This window comes from Sphingobacterium puteale, from assembly GCF_050986225.1.
In the GTDB taxonomy this organism is placed as follows: Bacteria; Bacteroidota; Bacteroidia; order Sphingobacteriales; family Sphingobacteriaceae; genus Sphingobacterium; species Sphingobacterium puteale.
Map to the genome: position 1 here is coordinate 1,752,553 of NZ_CP158959.1, position 17,102 is coordinate 1,769,654.

The 17,102-nt window shown below is 42.7% G+C and carries 12 protein-coding genes; 10 read left to right on the forward strand and 2 right to left on the reverse strand.

The window, feature by feature from the left end; all coding sequences use genetic code 11:
• The first annotated feature begins 10 nt into the window (after positions 1 to 10).
• Genes ABTV71_RS07215 through ABTV71_RS07235 form a run of 5 tightly spaced genes read left to right on the forward strand, consistent with a single transcriptional unit; the run spans position 11 to position 9,434 of the window.
• A complete protein-coding gene (locus ABTV71_RS07215; RefSeq protein ID WP_433902687.1) occupies positions 11 to 3,631 on the forward strand; it encodes a SusC/RagA family TonB-linked outer membrane protein in 3,621 nt (1,206 codons plus the stop codon).
• Positions 3,632 to 3,642: 11 nt separating this feature from the next.
• Entirely contained in the window at positions 3,643 to 5,076 is a 1,434-nt protein-coding gene (locus ABTV71_RS07220; RefSeq protein ID WP_121125716.1) for a RagB/SusD family nutrient uptake outer membrane protein, read from the forward strand.
• Positions 5,077 to 5,136: 60 nt separating this feature from the next.
• The gene (locus ABTV71_RS07225) at positions 5,137 to 7,077 is read left to right on the forward strand and encodes a peroxiredoxin family protein (RefSeq protein WP_433902688.1); all 1,941 of its coding nucleotides are present in this window, start codon (positions 5,137 to 5,139) and stop codon (positions 7,075 to 7,077) included.
• 4 nt (positions 7,078 to 7,081) lie between these two features.
• Complete coding sequence (locus ABTV71_RS07230; RefSeq protein WP_433902689.1) at positions 7,082 to 8,158, forward strand: alpha/beta hydrolase family protein; 1,077 nt, start codon at positions 7,082 to 7,084, stop codon at positions 8,156 to 8,158.
• 1 nt (position 8,159) lies between these two features.
• Positions 8,160 to 9,434: a retroviral-like aspartic protease family protein gene (locus ABTV71_RS07235; protein ID WP_433902690.1), complete on the forward strand. Its 1,275-nt coding sequence runs from the start codon at positions 8,160 to 8,162 to the stop codon at positions 9,432 to 9,434.
• Between the two features lie 329 nt (positions 9,435 to 9,763).
• On the opposite strand, the gene ABTV71_RS07240 is transcribed toward ABTV71_RS07235, so the two are convergent.
• Together ABTV71_RS07240 and ABTV71_RS07245 are read right to left on the reverse strand one after the other, a co-directional pair.
• Positions 9,764 to 10,993, reverse strand: coding sequence for a TCR/Tet family MFS transporter (locus tag ABTV71_RS07240; RefSeq protein ID WP_433902691.1), 1,230 nt, complete (start codon positions 10,991 to 10,993; stop codon positions 9,764 to 9,766).
• Between the two features lie 83 nt (positions 10,994 to 11,076).
• Positions 11,077 to 11,952, reverse strand: coding sequence for a helix-turn-helix domain-containing protein (locus tag ABTV71_RS07245; RefSeq protein ID WP_433902692.1), 876 nt, complete (start codon positions 11,950 to 11,952; stop codon positions 11,077 to 11,079).
• A 166-nt stretch (positions 11,953 to 12,118) separates the two neighbouring features.
• Here ABTV71_RS07245 and ABTV71_RS07250 point away from each other — a divergent pair, with 166 nt between their 5' ends.
• The 5 genes from ABTV71_RS07250 to ABTV71_RS07270 all read left to right on the forward strand — a co-directional run bounded on the left by ABTV71_RS07250 (position 12,119) and on the right by ABTV71_RS07270 (position 16,875).
• A complete protein-coding gene (locus ABTV71_RS07250; protein WP_433902693.1) occupies positions 12,119 to 12,682 on the forward strand; it encodes a Crp/Fnr family transcriptional regulator in 564 nt (187 codons plus the stop codon).
• A 77-nt stretch (positions 12,683 to 12,759) separates the two neighbouring features.
• On the forward strand, positions 12,760 to 13,914 hold the full coding sequence (locus ABTV71_RS07255; RefSeq protein WP_433902694.1) for an acyltransferase: 1,155 nt from the start codon (positions 12,760 to 12,762) through the stop codon (positions 13,912 to 13,914).
• A 584-nt stretch (positions 13,915 to 14,498) separates the two neighbouring features.
• Positions 14,499 to 15,083, forward strand: a complete 585-nt coding sequence (locus ABTV71_RS07260; protein WP_433902695.1) for a Crp/Fnr family transcriptional regulator — start codon at positions 14,499 to 14,501, stop codon at positions 15,081 to 15,083.
• 61 nt (positions 15,084 to 15,144) lie between these two features.
• On the forward strand, positions 15,145 to 16,257 hold the full coding sequence (locus tag ABTV71_RS07265) for a tRNA-dihydrouridine synthase (protein WP_433902696.1): 1,113 nt from the start codon (positions 15,145 to 15,147) through the stop codon (positions 16,255 to 16,257).
• 210 nt (positions 16,258 to 16,467) lie between these two features.
• Complete coding sequence (locus ABTV71_RS07270) at positions 16,468 to 16,875, forward strand: RidA family protein (protein ID WP_433902697.1); 408 nt, start codon at positions 16,468 to 16,470, stop codon at positions 16,873 to 16,875.
• The last annotated feature ends 227 nt before the right edge of the window (positions 16,876 to 17,102 follow it).

The following is a 17,102-nucleotide window of genomic DNA, read 5'->3' on the forward strand; positions in this document are numbered from 1 at the left end:
CTAACAAAAAATGAAAATCACAGAAAACAGGTGGCAACCGATTCGGTGCTTATTGATGGTTCCGGTCACTTCGCTGCTATTTACTGCTGGTCAACAAACATTCGCCCAGCAGAAATTGTCGCTTACGCAGGCGATCAAACAGATCGAACAGCGGTTTAATGCCAACTTGAGTTATGAGCATAATCTCTTGAATGGAAAAACTGTAGATCCAGAAATGCTCAAAGGAAATCGCTTGGAAGAAGTCCTTAAAAAAGTCCTTTACCCCAACCAGTTGGTATTTCTGTATGTGGACGAGAGATCCTATTCAATTGTGCGCCGTTCTGCAGAGGACCGTGATGCCAGCACGGTAAGATATGGAACTGATCCGGAAATGATGGATCGCGTAGCCGGAACTGTACTTTCCGCGGGTGGCAAACCGATACCGCTAGCAAGCGTATGGGTAAAAGACACACGCAAAGGTGCTAAAAGCGATGAAAATGGCCGCTTTCTGATTTATGATATCAAACCAACGGATGTAATTATGATCACTGCTGTGGGTTATGAGAGTACGGCCCTAACAGCTGGAAATCGCAGTCAGCTTACATTTACCATGCAAGAGAAAGATCACTTGCTGGAGGAAGCTGTGATTTCTACAGGTTATCAAAAGATTTCAAAAGAAAGGGCGACAGGCTCCGTCTCGCTCATTACGGCCAAAGAGCTGGAAAAAATCCCTTCTGCCAATCTGATCCAGCGATTGGAAGGACAGGTTCCCGGTGTTCAGGTTACGATTGGAACAGGCGACCGTACTTTTACGTATAATAACAACCAGTTGGGAATTTACTCAAGCACACGCACCATCGGCCAGAATGATTATGGACTAACTGTTCGCGGAGTGGGATCTATCGATTCCGATACCGAAAAATCTCCCTTGATCGTTATTGACGGCGCAATTTCCAGTATTGATCTGGCCATGCTTAACCCAAATGATGTCGATAATATCACTGTATTGAAGGATGCGGCTGCAGCATCAATCTATGGCGTGCGGGCTGCCAATGGTGTTATTGTGGTCACAACAAAAAAAGGATCTGTTACGGGTGTCCCAAGAATCAATTTTTCCATGAACACAACTTTTTCTGGGAAACCTGATTTGGGTTATCTGCGTACAATGAACAGCGCACAGATGATCGACTATCAAGAGGAGCTGGTGGCCAAGAATATTCTGAATGGCAATAATATTGCAACCAATCTGTACAGTTATAGTACCTATTATCCGGGTGAGGTTGCCGCAGCAGCCATTCGGCTAAAAAATGGGCAGATGACGCAGGCTGATTATGATGCATTGGTCAATCCGCTCAAGTCGATTGATAATCGTTCGCAGATTCAACAATACCTGTTGCGCCCGATGAGCAGTCAGCAGTACAACCTGTCGATCAGCAATGGAACAGAAAATAATAACTATTTCTATTCGGCATCTTACGCCAATGAAAATCCGTATACCAAGGGGGAAAATGGAAAAAGGCTGACCTTAAACTTAAACAACAATTGGAAGTTATTTAAGATTGCCACCTTGTCAACAAGTATCCGGGGAACTTTCTTCCGCAATAGACAAAATGGGATCGGCCTATCCCAGATTTACGATACCGGCGGGTCAACGTTGTTGCCTTATCAGCTATTGGCGGACGAGCACGGCAATGGCATTGCTTATGATCGTTTAACCCCTGGATTTGTCGATGCCCTCGGGCCGGCCTACAAAGACTGGCGGTACAATTACCTCCAGGAATTGGAACTGATGGATCGTTCATTAAAGAACAATAACTATTCGGCTGTGATCAATTTAGCTATACCAATCTATAAAGGTTTGAAGGGATCGGTGATGTATTCCAACGAGCGGTCTTTTGGCAACAACCGGACGTACAACGGCGAGGACTCCTATGCCAACCGATCCTTGTTGAATCGCTTTACACCGATCGGAGCTTCAACAAATAGTATTGGTATCAACAAAGGGGGGATCTATAATATTATCAATACCGATGTTAACAATTATACCGTCAGGGGCCAATTGAGCTATGATGCCTTGTTGGGACAGAAACACGATATCTCGGCAATTGCCGGCTCAGAAATTCGACAGACTGAAACAGGGCAAGGCAATATCACCTATTATGGCTACAATATGCAGACAGGGTTTAATACGGCGGTGAGCTATTTGCCAAATGCTTATCCGAGCATACAGGGCTTCAACGAAAGCCTTGGCGGTGCACCGCAGCAGGCGGATCGCAGACGCCGTTTCCTTTCTTATTTTTCAAACGCTGCCTACACCTATGATGGCCGATTTACATTCTCAGGTAGCGTCCGTTACGATGACTATAACAACTTTGGCCTCGATAGAAGTTTCCGGGCGACACCGCTATGGTCGAGTGGATTTAAATGGAATGTGCGAAAAGAATCTTTTATGAACAGCCTGCATTGGCTGAATCAATTGGGTTTTAGAGCAACCTACGGCGTAAATGGCAATATCACGCAAGATGTGCGGCCATTCACTTATATATCTTTGGATGATGCTTCGCGCAACCCTACAGCGCAGCCATCGGCAAGTATCATCGCTATTGCCAATCCGCAGTTGCGCTGGGAGAAAACTTACGTAACCAATTTGGGACTTGATTTTGGCTTATTGGACAATCGCTTAAGCGGTACATTGGATTATTATGTTAAAAAAGGCCGTGATCTATTGTATGGTTTTCCGATCGCTGCGCCGTATGTAGGGACAATCAACGCTGGCTCACTCAAACGTAATACGGCAACCATGAGCGGCCGGGGGATTGACCTGGGATTGAATGGTATCTTGTTGCGTAGTGCCGACTGGCAATGGGACATGACGGCCAATTTCTCCTACAATACCAATAAAATAACGGATAACCGTTTTGATCCGGCAGATATCTCAACATTTACGTATTCGTATACACCTATTGGTATTAGCTACCTGGAGGGCTATCCAAGCGACAAGCTTTTTGCATTTCGCCATGCTGGACTGGATGCCAACGGATTGACTCAGATCTACAATAAAGAAGGAGACATCGTTTCGGTCAAAGAGACCTTGAAAAGTGTGGATGACCTCAAATACATGGGCCGTACTGTAGCACCGTATTTTGGAAGCCTCAAAACGAATCTGCGTTATAAGCAATGGTCGTTTTATGCCTTAATGACCTATCAGTTTGGAAGTGTGTTTATGAAGCCTAGTATCGAGTCGTACATGACACCGAGCCGCGGTTTTACTTTGCCCAAATTTGATTTAAGTGCCGATATTGCCGATCGCTGGCGTCAGGCAGGAGACGAGGTTACCACCAATGTCCCTGCTGTAACGGCCGATATTTATGGACAGTATAGCCTGTACCGCTACACCTATTCGGATATCAATGTACTGAAAGGAGATTATATCCGCCTGCGGGAGATTTCCCTGAGCTATGCTTTGCCGAAAGATTTTCTAAGAAGAATAAAAATCGAGCAGGTGAGCCTGACGGGGTCTGTCCGTAATCTGGGACTGATCTGGACCGCAAATAAAGAAGGGATTGACCCGGACTTTGCCAATTATGTGGGCAATACGACCAACCTGCGTCCGGTGCCTTCGTACAACTTTTCTATCAATGTTAACTTCTAATTGCCAAAATCATGAAAATAGCTATAAAACACAGCGGCCGTAAATTGGCAGTAGTGGTAGCCGCGCTAAGCATCGGCTTTACCATGACAGGTTGTGAAAAATATGTCGATATAAAAACCCAGGGACAATTGACACCGGGGACGATTGAAAACTATCGTTATTTGTTAAATAATACAACTGCACTGGAAGCTGCGCCGACCGTATCGGATATGGCTTCGGATGATCTGGAGATCATCGATGGTTCGCCGCAGCAAATCTCACTGGCGAGCAATGATTTTAATGGTTACTACCGTAGAGCGTATCAATGGGCAGATGATATTTACCCTATTGATAACCAGTATCATAAAGATGATAATTGGGGAGCGCTTTACAATGCGATTGCTTATGCGAATACCGTTATCAGTGAGGTTCCCAATGTCTCCGATGGTACGCCTGCTGAAATTAGCCAGCTGGTTGCGGAAGCTAAGATTCACCGCGCCTCGGCCTACTTGATGTTGGCCAATACCTATGCTAAACCTTACCAGCAGGCAAGTGCCAATACGGATCTGGGTGTACCCCTGGTTTTGCAGCCAACGACAGAGCAGTCTCTCGATAGAGGTACGCTGCAGCAGGTATATGATGCCATTTTAGCGGATATTGAGTCAGCACTTCCTGCATTGCCGGTGCAACAACAGTTTACCACCTTACCTTCCAAGGCCTCAGCTTATGGTTTATTGGCGCGTACATACTTGTATATGAACCGCTATGCGGATGCGGCAAAAGCTGCGGAGCAGGCCCTTGCATTGAACGATAAACTGAATGATTTGACCAAGCTGACAGCGGCTACCATGGCCAGCTATCCGCTACGTGTATCCAATCCAGAAATCCTGCTCTCAAAAATACCGGTCAATGGTATTACTGCCTATACTACTACGGCCCTGCGCTTGAGCAAGGATCTTTTGGGACTGTTTGATGCCACAGACCAGCGCTACAATTTATTTACGGTACCGGGGTCGACAATATCGAGCTGGGAGGTGTATGATGGGCGCTACTTTTACCTGGACTATATCAAAAACGAAGGCCGCAATGTAGGCCCTTCAGTACCTGAAATGCTGCTGATCAAAGCGGAGGCTGCCGCACGGGACAATCAGCCTGCCGCGGCAATGGCACTGGTCAATCGTTTACGTGCCAGTAGAATTCTTCCGGGGTCAACGGTCAATCTGAGTGCGACAGATGCCGACGATGCATTGGTAAAAGTCATGCAGGAACGTCGTCGCGAGTTTATGTTCCGCATGCTGCGCTGGTGGGATATGCGTCGTCTCAAAGATGATACGCGCTTCCAGAAAACTTACACGCGTACATTCGGCGGAAGCACCTTCACATTGGCTCCGAATAGCAACCGCTATGTGTTTCGGATCGCCCAATATGAAATCAATTTAAGTCCCGAAATAGCACAAAATCCATAATATCGAATCAGCAGATCCATTATTGAAAAAGGAAGAATGAGAAATATGAAAAATAGGGTGATGAAAACTACATCTATATTGGCTTGGGCACTGATGAGTTGCTCCGTTGCCTTGGCGCAACAACAGAAACAGCCGCAAGTTTTTAAGGTGATTCCCGAGTTTCCAAAGGAACAAGATACTGTACAGCTCATATATGATGCTCGGAATACCGTGCTGAAGGATGCCGAAGATATCTCGGCACAGTTAACAGGCTATACCGATTTTAAATGGACGACGACGGACCTCAAGTTTACTAAAAATGACTCGGTATGGACTGCAAAATATATTCTGCCGGCACATTTGGGGCTGATGAATCTTGTTTTTAAATCGGGTACATTGGTAGATAAGGGTGGGGAGCAAACCTATTCCTATATCCTCTCAGCAAACGACAAACGCCAGATGTCGGGAGGAATGTTAGGCTGGGGCATGTTGCGCGCGCCGCATATAGTTGCAGGTGTACCTTACGTGGTGGATAGCACGTCTTATAAGACGGATGAAATTCTCTTGATGTGGGTGAAATATGAATTGCAGTATCATCCCGAAAACCGTTTTCGCGTGCTTTACGCTGCAGCAAGTGCCCTGAAACATATGAATACACCAGAATCCTTGGCTAAGCTCGATAAGGAGCTGAACACCCTGGAACAGATTCCTGATATCAGAGAAGAAGATCTGCTGGAAATCTATCGTGTCTACAAAAATGTTTTAAAGGAAAGCACAAAAGCGGAGGAAATACGGCAAAAAATTGTCGCGCAGTTTCCAAACGGTCAATATGTCAAGGATCAGCAGCGCCTGGCTGATTTTAATCTGATCCAAAAAGCAAAGACGGACGACGAACGCTTGAAAGCTGCGACGGATTTTATTGACAAACATCCTTATCAGGAAGCTGAAGTTGCTTTTAATGAGGCCAACCGGATCAGTTATATCAGCGCTTACTGGATCATTTCGGTGTATACAAGTATGAAAAAAGATCTTGCCAACTACAGTAAATATATGTCCAAGATAGCACCCTATGAAGCACTTTCTAATGTGATCTATCGTTCTTTGGACGTTCCCTATATTTCGCAAAAAAGTATGGGACCCGTCGAGATATTACCTTATGCACGTGTCATTATGGAACGTTTAAATTACTACAAGGATAATTTTCAAGGCGATAAATATGCGACATTGTATTATTCCAGTGCTCCTTTATTTGCCAAGATATTGGTGGACAATAAACTTTACGATGAAGCCTTTGTGTATGCTGCTGCTGCACAGAGCACGGCAAGCTACAAAAATGCGGACTTGAACGATACCTATGTACGCGTACTGGAAGGGCAGGGGAAGGCAAAAGAATTGCAGATGGCACTGGAGAAAAGTTATGCGATGAATCAGAGCTCGACGTATATGCTGGAACTGATGAAAAAAAGTTATAGCCTAAGACACAAATCGGATAAAGGCTATGATCAGTATCTTGCTGGTCTAAAAAATGCAGACAAAGGCAAAGAACTGAAGGAAAAAGTGCAGAAACTTTTAATCAACAAGGATATCGCAGATTTTGAGCTGTTGGATCAATATGGAAAAAAAGTACGCCTATCGGCCCAAAAAGGGAAAATTGTTGTGCTGGATTTCTGGGCATCTTGGTGCGCACCATGCAAGGGCGCATTTCCAGGTATGAAACTGGCGGTGGACCATTTCAAAAATGATCCGAATGTCGTCTTCTACTTTATTAATACACAAGAGCGCAAGTCGGATATGAAAGAATATGTGACCAATTATATGAAAGAAAATAACTACCCGTTCACGGTATTGCTGGATGCGGATAGTAAGGCTTCGAAGGCAGCTGGCGTGGGGCCAATACCGCACAAAATGGTGGTGGGTCCAAATGGTAAACTTCGCTTTTCGGAGGTTGGCTACATGGGCAGCACCTCAGAGCTTGCCGATGAAATCATTGAAATGGTCAACATTTTAAAAGCAGGGAAATAAGGACATGAAAACAATTAAATCACTGCTGCTGGTCGCACTTTCATTGCTTTTTTATGGCCATATTTCAGCGCAGGCCATCAAGCAAAAGGAGGTTGTCTTTAAATCAAAAGCAGATAGTATTACCATCGGTGCCACCATTTCCTCGCCTGTCAAGGTGGGGAAATATCCGGCTATTATTATTGTGTCAGGTACCGGTCCACAGGACCGTGACGGTTCGATGGCCGGGACAAAGATGTTTGCCCGCATCGCCAATTACCTGACGCCAAAGGGGTATGTGGTTTTGCGTATGGATGACCGCGGTGTGGGGAAAACGACAGGCGGCTACCGCTATGCGACCACAGCAGATTTTGCGCTTGACGTATTGGGCGCGCTGCAGTTTTTGAAAACGGAAAAGAATGTTGACTTGAGACATATCGGCTTACTGGGACATAGCGAAGGGGGCGCTGTGATCTCGATAGCTGCTTCCCAAAGCAAAGATGTTGCTTTTCTAATCAGTTTGTCGGGTCTGGCTTCAAACGGACTGGAATCGCTTTTTGTGCAGAACGAAAACCTGGTCAATACGTCGCCAATGACCGCGGTGGACAAAAAAAGATCCAATGAGATCAATCGGCTGATGTTTGCGACCGCCTTTCAATATGCCAAGTCGGACAGCATGGAGAGCAAGCTCAATGCGGTCTACAGCTATTGGAAGCAAAAGGATGATCTTTATTTTAAATCTTTAGGTATTGAACACGATCATTTCCGTTTTCCGATCTGGTCTTATGTGCAGCAGGCTATCGGACCTTGGTACCGCTATTTTGTCAGTTACGATCCGCGGATCTTTTTAAGTAAAGTAGATGTGCCGATCCTGGCGATCAATGGAAGTAAGGATGTTTTTGTGGATCCGGTTAATTTGGCTTATTGGAAACAGTATAGCAGCGCCGGTCAGCAGGGAAAAGTAACAACAATCCTGTTGCCAAATGTAAACCACTTATTGCAAGCCTGTCAGACCTGCCTGCCTGCGGAGTACACAAAACTTGGTGAAATGCCTGATAGTACTCTGGATGCAGTCGTGAAATGGCTAGACGAAACCGTAAAATAAGATGAAAAAGACCATGTATACGCTACTTGCTTTGTCGCTGATCGGAAATCTGGCTTTAGCACAACAGATTGATAATAGCAGGTCGATTGATCGGATTATTGGGGCAATGAATACGAAAGATGCCACCGCATTGTTGCGTATGATGGCTGATAGCGCAACGATCGGTAATCTGCCCAAAATGAATAACCAAGCTGCTATACCAGAAATTTTGGCTAAATTCTCCGCCATAAGTTCGTTTCACATAGCCGATCAGCAGAAGCTTGGCAATGGGGATGAACGGATTCAGCTTGAAGTTACCTATCAGGATGGTAAACAAGGCAAACCAAGTTTCTTATTTAATCGTGCAGGAAAAATTATAAATCTTGGCATTATTAAAGGGCGTTTGAAAGGTAATCCTGAAAAGGCATTGGCTGATGCGGTGGGGAACGCGGAGCAACCCAAGACAATGGTGATTCCTTTTAGATTAGTTAATGGATTGGTCTATCTGGAGTCTACAGTCAACGGAACGAAGGGTTACTTTCAATTTGATAGCGGTGCCCCCGTTGTTATATTGCGCAAAAAATTTGTTCCAGCAGAACAAATTCGTGCCGATGTTTCGGTAGATTTCGCAGGGATCGGTGGGCAGATACAACAGGTGGTCTGGTCAGCAGGCAATCGAATTCAGATAGGGGGCATTGCACTCCAGGGGCTTGAGGCTCCAGTTGCTGAAATGGACGATATGCAACTGGAAGATGGAAGTCCTGTTTTTGGTTTGCTAGGTATAGGGATATTGAAAAACTACCAGTTTACATTAGATTATGGACGGCAGGAGTTATTGCTCGAGAAATTGGACGAACGTGGTGAGCTGCTTGCAAAGTCAATCGAGAAAGGGCCTCTGCTTGCGCAATATCCTTTACGTTTGAAACGGCATATTCCGATTGTGGATATTGCTATTGGCGGAAAGATGTATCCAATGGGAATAGATTGTGGTGCAAATACCAATGTATTGAAAAAGACATTGGAAACTGAACTAAAACCTTATATTGATTTTGAGGAAGGTGAGGTGGATATCAAAGGGGTGAATGGAATAAGCCAAGGCAATCGTATAGCGTTTCTAACGCATGCGAAAGTAGGTGAGCTAGATTTGCAGGATATGTATACCGTGATTACAGATCAGGCTATCGGTGGCGGAACAGGTCACGATGCCTTACCGATAGAAGGCTTATTGGGAACTCCGTTTTTAAACCAGTACAAGATGACAGTAAACTTTCATAAGAATATGATCAGTTTTTATTGACATACACTGGAATGCCTTTAGGATAGAAAGCTCCATTTTTAATAAGGGAAGAATCCTGTTTGTGGCCTTCTGTACTTTCCTAGTTAAGATAAGCATATTTATAGGCTATCTTTTTGACGAGCTTTCCTTCAATGGTAAAATGATGTTGTTCATAAGAAAGCTGTCCTCTCAAAAGCAGAGCTAACATGAGGAACGGGAATTTGATAAATTTATATGTTTTACGGGTAAAGTTTAAACCGGATCTTAGATTAAACTCTGAACGCAAAGATTTAATTTCTGTACATCTTAAAAAAATTAAATGAACCTTTTAAAGGTACTATCCGAAGAGTTTAGAGGATATCATTATCATCCATTTTTTTGAAAGCGATACGCACGACCACGACACTGATGCCCATCAATAAAGCAGCAAGAAAGAAAGGGGCTCCAGTAAATTTGAACGGTGCGCTATCCTGCGTAAAGTAATAAAACAGATTTGTCATCATTGGGGGACCTACAATTGCGGTGACACTTGCCAAACTGGTCAACGCTCCCTGAAGTTCGCCCTGTGCATTTGCAGGTACATTTTTTGTGATAACCGATTGCAGGGCAGGACCACATATACCGCCGAGACTATAAGGAATCAGGAAAGCAAACATCATCCAGCCTTCACTGGCAAATGCAAATAAAAGCAGGCCTATTGCGTAACATAGTAGGCCATAGTAAATACTTCTTTGCTCACCTAATTTAGGCGACGTCCACCGGATCAGACCTCCCTGTACCAGTCCCAACAGTAATCCGAGCAAACCCAGCGAATAACCCACCATTTGCTCATCCCATCCAAATTTATACATCGTAAAAAAATGCCAGTTGCTCTGCACGGCGTGGATACCGATGTAAGTCAATATTAATGCCGTCACAAGACCGGAGATCTTCGGATATCTCCCTAAAAATTTAAAGGAACCAATTGGATTGGCACGTTTCCAATCAAATGGTCTCCGTTTTTCTTTATCCAAACTTTCAGGCAGAATAAGATAGCCATACATGAAATTCAGAAGACATAGGCCTGCTGCAGCATAAAATGGAACCCTCGCCCCAAATTGACCAAGCAGACCGCCGATTAATGGACCGAGTATAAAACCGAGCCCCAGTGCGGCCCCGATCATCCCAAAGTTTTTACCTCGATCTTCATCTGTTGATATGTCCGCTATATACGCACTGGCGGTCGACATGCTGGCACCCGTAATCCCTGCAATTATCCTTCCCAGAAATAGCCAGCTTATCGTGGGAGCTAGCGCCAGGAGAATATAATCTACGGTAAATCCAAAAAGTGAGATTAAAATAATTGACCGTCTTCCGTATCTGTCGCTGAGGTTACCTACGATAGGCGAAAATAAAAATTGCGTAAAGGCATAGGCAAAACCGAGCCATCCACCGTAGGCGGCCGCTTCGCTGATATCCGCATGTATAAGTTCTTGAATAAGTTTTGGAACCACTGGAAGTATGATTCCCCATCCTGTAATGTCGATCAGCAGGGTCACAAATATAAAACCGATAGCTGCTTTTTTTGTTGCGATTTTCATGCTGTAAAAGTAGGCAGCAATCCATCGCTGATGGTTTACACTTTTATGGTCTGTATGTACAATTTGTAAGATCGGTCAGATTATTACGGTCGGTTTCTGAAAACACCGGGTGAGGTGCCGGAAAGACGTTTAAAGAATCGGCAAAATATGCTTGGCTCATCAAAATTTAGCTGGTTGCTGATCTGTTTGATCGACAGGCTGGTGGTTTTGAGTAAGGTCTTGGCATGCATGAGTGTGATATAATCAATCCATTGTAAGATAGACTTTCCCGTTTTCCGTTTGAGGAAAGTAGAGAGGTATTGTGGTGTGAGATGGAGTTTCTCCGCATAAAAATAAACACTACGCTCTTGGGTGGCATATTTTGAAATCAATAGATAGAAGTTATCAATAATTTCATGCGGACGGCTTTTTACAGGATTATTGTGATCAGCTAAAGCGGTATAAGACTCGGCGATCAGGCTCATCAGTGAAATGACAAGATGCCGTAGCATTTCAATTTTTTTAGGACTTTGATTTTTGTGATATATCTTCTGTATGAGACTTAGCAATTCATCTTTTATGGTCATTTCTTCAGCTTGAATACTTAGTACAGGCTGCCAGCGAATCTGGTTGTTCATAACAAAATCATGCAGCATCGGAAATGCCGTAATAAAATCCAAAGAAAGACCGATGGAAATGATCTCCGCATTTTCAGTCATGGATAACGTCTCTATCATTAATTGAGGTTGCACAATAGCAATCTGGCCTGCACAAAGCTCGTGCTCCAAGAAATGGATACGGGCTTTCATAGAACCATTGACCATGAATGCAAGAATCAATCCATCAAATAGGCGTGGATGTTCTGCGTACGCTTGCCCTTTGACTTGCTTTTGCTGGAGCACAGCAATTCCTGCTATCTTTTTGGAAAGATCAATATTGTATAGTTTATACACATTGTCGGAGGTAAGGGATAGAGCCATATTCAAATATCGTCAAATTCATTTGTATGGCAAATCTCGACTTTTCGTTATCTCCCCTCTATGCAGATGAAAATGCTGGGCTACAAGGATACGTTCCAATTTATTCGTACGTGTAAATTTGTTTCGCTAGCTTTGTCGTTCACCCAACGATTGAAGAAAGCCCTAAATGGATAATATCATCACATCTATACACACGCATTTTGATATAAAAAGCGAGCCTCTAGAAATATTGCTGAGCAATTTAAACTTGCTGCATGTTCCCAAAAAGACAAAGCTGATACAGCCAGAAAGAAGTGATAAGAATATTTATTTTGTCGAAAAAGGTATTGCCCGGGCCTACACCATACGCGATGGAAAAGAGGTCACTTCCTGGTTCAGCAAAGAGGGCGATCTTCTTTATTCAACAAATAGTTTTCATGGACCCGTATCAGGTTATGAGACTGAAACAGTACAGGTGCTTGAAGATTCGGTCTTGTATTATATGGCAATTGATCAGTTGGAAATACTTTGCCGTCACCATATTGATATTGCCAACTGGATGCGGTATGTACATCAGAGAGCCTTTTTGGAGATGGAACGTCGCTTAATCAATCGGTTTTATCTGTCGGCCGAAAAACGTTATGAAGATTTTATGGCAAATCACTCAAAATTGATCCAACGGGTAAATTTAGGGTATATAGCGTCCTATCTTGGAATATCACATGTAACGCTATGCGCTTTGCGAAAGTAATGCTATTTTCTTTAAGTACTTAAAAATTCCTCAGAGAAGGATTGTTTACTTTTGCATCTTAACCAACTGTTTTGAGGATGGAAACTTCTATTTCTAGTGTTGATAAGTCCAGAATCGTCTGGGTCGACGTGTTGCGCTTTATTGCTATATTTATGGTGATTGCCATTCATTGTTCAGATCCATTTAATGTATCGGCTGAAGCCAGGTCTAATCCAGATTTTAACTATTGGGGATCCATCTACGGATCAATGCTCAGAGCCTGTGTGCCGCTTTTTGTAATGATTACGGGATTATTGTTGCTTCCTGTGAAAATGGATATTGGCGAGTTTTATAAAAAGCGTCTTATGCGCATAGCGGTTCCGTTTTTATTGTGGTCGGTATTTTACAATTTGTTTCCCTGGATAACGGGATTATTGGGATTTCCATCAACAGTCATTTCGGATGTATTTGCCTATGCGCCCAAAGACTCCGCGCAGACATTTGAAAATGCACTTGTTCAAATGTCTTTAATTCCAGTCAAATTTAATGTATATACCGTACCGATGTGGTATATCTATATGCTGATCGGTTTATATCTTTACATGCCATTCTTTTCGGCATGGGTGGAAAAATCAACTCCAGGACAGCAAAAAGTATTTTTTGGAATTTGGTTATGTACACTGTTTTTGCCTTATGCCTATTCATTTTTCTCAAAAGAGCTATTCGGTCTTAGTGCATGGAATAGTTTTGGTACATTTTATTATTTTGCTGGATTTAATGGATATCTCTTACTCGGATATGTATTGCCCCGTAGTCTGAAAGTATGGTCTCTTCGCAGAACCCTTTTAGTGAGTATCCCATTATTTATTATCGGTTATGCGATTACATATCGTGGTTTTAAATGGATGGCAACCAACCCAGATTCCAGTGAGGAACAGATCGAACTGTTTTTCTTATACTGCTCTCCTCAGGTATTCATGATGACTTTAGCCATCTTTTTGCTTGTACGAACATTTAAGCTGAGGTCAGAAAAATGGAGAAACGTCTTTTCAAATATTACGAAATGCGGTTTTGGAATTTATCTGGTACATTATTTTATTGTGGGGTTTGGCTATTGGTTGTCTGAAGTACTTTCTGTCCCAATATCGCTGAAGATCCCCATTACTGCGGCCATTGTCTTCTTGATCTCCTGGGGCTTTGTGGCTTCTTTTTATAAAATCATGCCCAGGGCATCGAAATGGATTTTTGGATAATTATATATGATCAGATCTTGCTAGATATCAATGAGGAAATCAAAGATATGGTATGTTTAGTGAATTTAGGTAAGTGTAGCTATTGTGATAGTCATTGAATTCTATAGTCTCGGTACGACATGTTATTCATTCGGTTTAGATCAACAGGCAACAGCATATCTATATTCAGAAAATCTCCCATAATAGTACTGGTGAGAGGTGATGACATCAAATCAGGCAGCAAATGGTGGGCTTTTAGCTCTATCTAAAATGGGAACAGGAATATCATATAGAAGCAGAATTTGTCAGCTATGTTGAAAATACAAAAAGCAATTTTGAACCAAATACCGCCTACGAATACAGTAATACGAATTATGCGCTATTGGGATTTATACATACGTTTGTGTATGACGATGAAGGTACCATCTTAGAATTTATACCATATGAACAGCGACTGATGTTGAAAGAGGGGGATTTGGTTTTTGAGTTCAAGAAAATATAAGTAATATCTGGAATAGCTATGTTCAACATATCAAATGGATCAATATGCAGGAGCAGAGCGCAAATTATAATTAATATATTGTAAACAAAAATAGAATACTTATATGGTCGAAAATACTTTATTAAAAAACATTTCGAAATATATAAATCTTAAGCAAGATGAGATTTCAGCTTTCGAAAGTTTTTGGACTGAGAAAACATTGGAAAAGGGAGACTATCTTTTACGTAACGGCGATACCTGTCGTTACGATAGTTATGTCGTTTCGGGAGCATTGAAAGCATTTTACATCAATGCTGACAATGGCAATGAGGAAATCTTGTTTTTTGCTACCGACGATTGGTGGGCCTCTGACTTAAATAGCTTTTCGAAGCAGAGGCCATCCATATACAACATACAAGCCATAGAAAAAACGACCATTTTACAGATTAGCTATTATTCTTTTCAGCAGCTACTGGCAGAAATCCCCTCTTTGGAACGGTACTTTCGAATAATATTGGAAGGTTATCTGGGGACATTGCAAAAGAGAATTATCTATAATAATGTGTACGATGCCGAGAGCAGATATTTTGCCTTTTTAGAAAATTACCCTAAAATAGCGTCCAAAGTCCCTCAATATCTGATTGCATCCTATTTAGGTGTGTCGGCTGAATTTATAAGTCGCATTAAGAAAAAAAATAAATCGTCTTGACCTAGGTCAATTTTTTCTCCATCAATTACCGTCAACTTTGCTTCATACTATTTAAGAAGCAATGAAACATCATCCTATTTTTCAGAACGCCATTACATGGCGAAGAGAATTGATTAACCGCACTGTAGTTGCGCCCATGTCACGTGTAAGCGCTACTGCTGATGGCTTGGCTACAGACGAAATGATGGACTATTATTCCGCATTTGCAATTGGAGGATTTGCAGTTATCATTACCGAGGGCATCTACACCGATGTATACGGCAGTCAGAGTTATAACAACCAACCTGCACTTGTAAACAATGCACAAAGCACTTCATGGGAAAAGATAACCTGTGCTGTCCATCAATCGCCCTCTCTTATTTTCGCACAGTTAATGCACGGAGGTGCTTTATCGCAATATAGTGAGGACACCTTAGCCCCGTCTGCGCTAAAACCTGTTGGTGTAAAGATGGCTTCCTATGGTGGCGAGGGGGCATTTCCAATCCCAAAAGAAATGGACTTGACGGATATTGAAAGAACGAAACAGGGCTTTATTAACGGAGCTATAAACGCTTATAAGGCAGGATTTGACGGTGTAGAAATTCACGGAGCAAATGGTTACCTCTTAGACCAGTTCCTCACACCGGAACTGAACCACCGTATCGACCATTACGGTGGCACTATGCATAACCGTTTCCGTGTTATTGCTGAAATTATTGCTGGTATAAAGGCAGCAGTACCAGAGGATTTCATTGTAGGTCTACGGGTTTCAGAGGGGAAAGTAAATGACCTTACCTACCGATGGACACAGGGTATTGAAACGGCTAAAGAACTGGCAGATGAAATAAAAGCGAGCCAGCCCGACTTTGTTCACGTAGCGGTGCAGACGGGTGAATGGGAACGGGATAGCTTTCTCGAAGACGGAACATCATTGGCATCGGTTATCCGGCAGGCAACGGGCCTACCTGTAATCGCCAACGGTGGTTTCCATAACCTTGATAAAGCGCAAGTTGCCTTGCAAGATAATCACGCAACACTAATCGCTATCGGAAAAGCAGCTTTGGCAGATCCCTATTGGGTGGTGAAAACGATGAATGAGTTACCGATAATTCCATTCCATCGGGATATGTTATGGCCAGAGGCAACCCTTAGTCACACACAGAAAATTATCAAAGAATTAGGCCTTGAAAAATAACTAATCAGGGAACAACTGAAATGGACAGGCTATTTGTTATGGCACATTGTTTAGATTATGTGCCATAACAGGAAAGTTGTTTACACAGACGAATACGTATCAAACTTTAAATAAAGAAAAAATGAAACCTGCATGTGCCACCATAGAAAAGGGGATATAGAAAAATCAACTCATGCAAGCCTCGTCAACACTAAAAAACAAAATATTATCATGAAAATTTCACAAATTAAAATTACGCCGGATGCATATGAACCTTTCCGTCTGGCACAGGGACATCGTGTAGGTGATTTATTGTTTATTTCGGGGCAGACCGCTATCGGCAAGGATGGAAAGCTAATAGGCATAGGCGATTTCGATGCCCAGGCAGAAATGGCCTTTGAGAACTTGAACAAAGTATTGAAAGCTGGAGGTTCAAGTTTAAAGAACGTGATTAAAGTCACTATCATGCTCCGGGATATGAAAAACTTTGAGAAGATTGTCGAATTGAGAGGCAAATACTTTACTCCTCCTTATCCGGCAGATACTATTTTTGAAGTATCGTCATTGTTTTCGCCGGATGCATTGATTGAGATTGAAGCCATTGCTGTGGCTGATGCGGCGGCAAATTGGGAAAAATAATACAAAATAAAATCCGTCACAAAAAGGAGTGGATAAATAGTATCTCCGTCTTATTTAGTATGGTTATTTATATACAACGATATATAAATAACCATGCGTTTTTAAGTAACAATAATTCTGTATCTTAGTATTTCCTGATATACGAAGTCTGATATGAAAATTAACCTTACATTTCATAATTGTCAATTTTCAATTTGGACGGAGCAGCATTCCCGGGACTATACTAA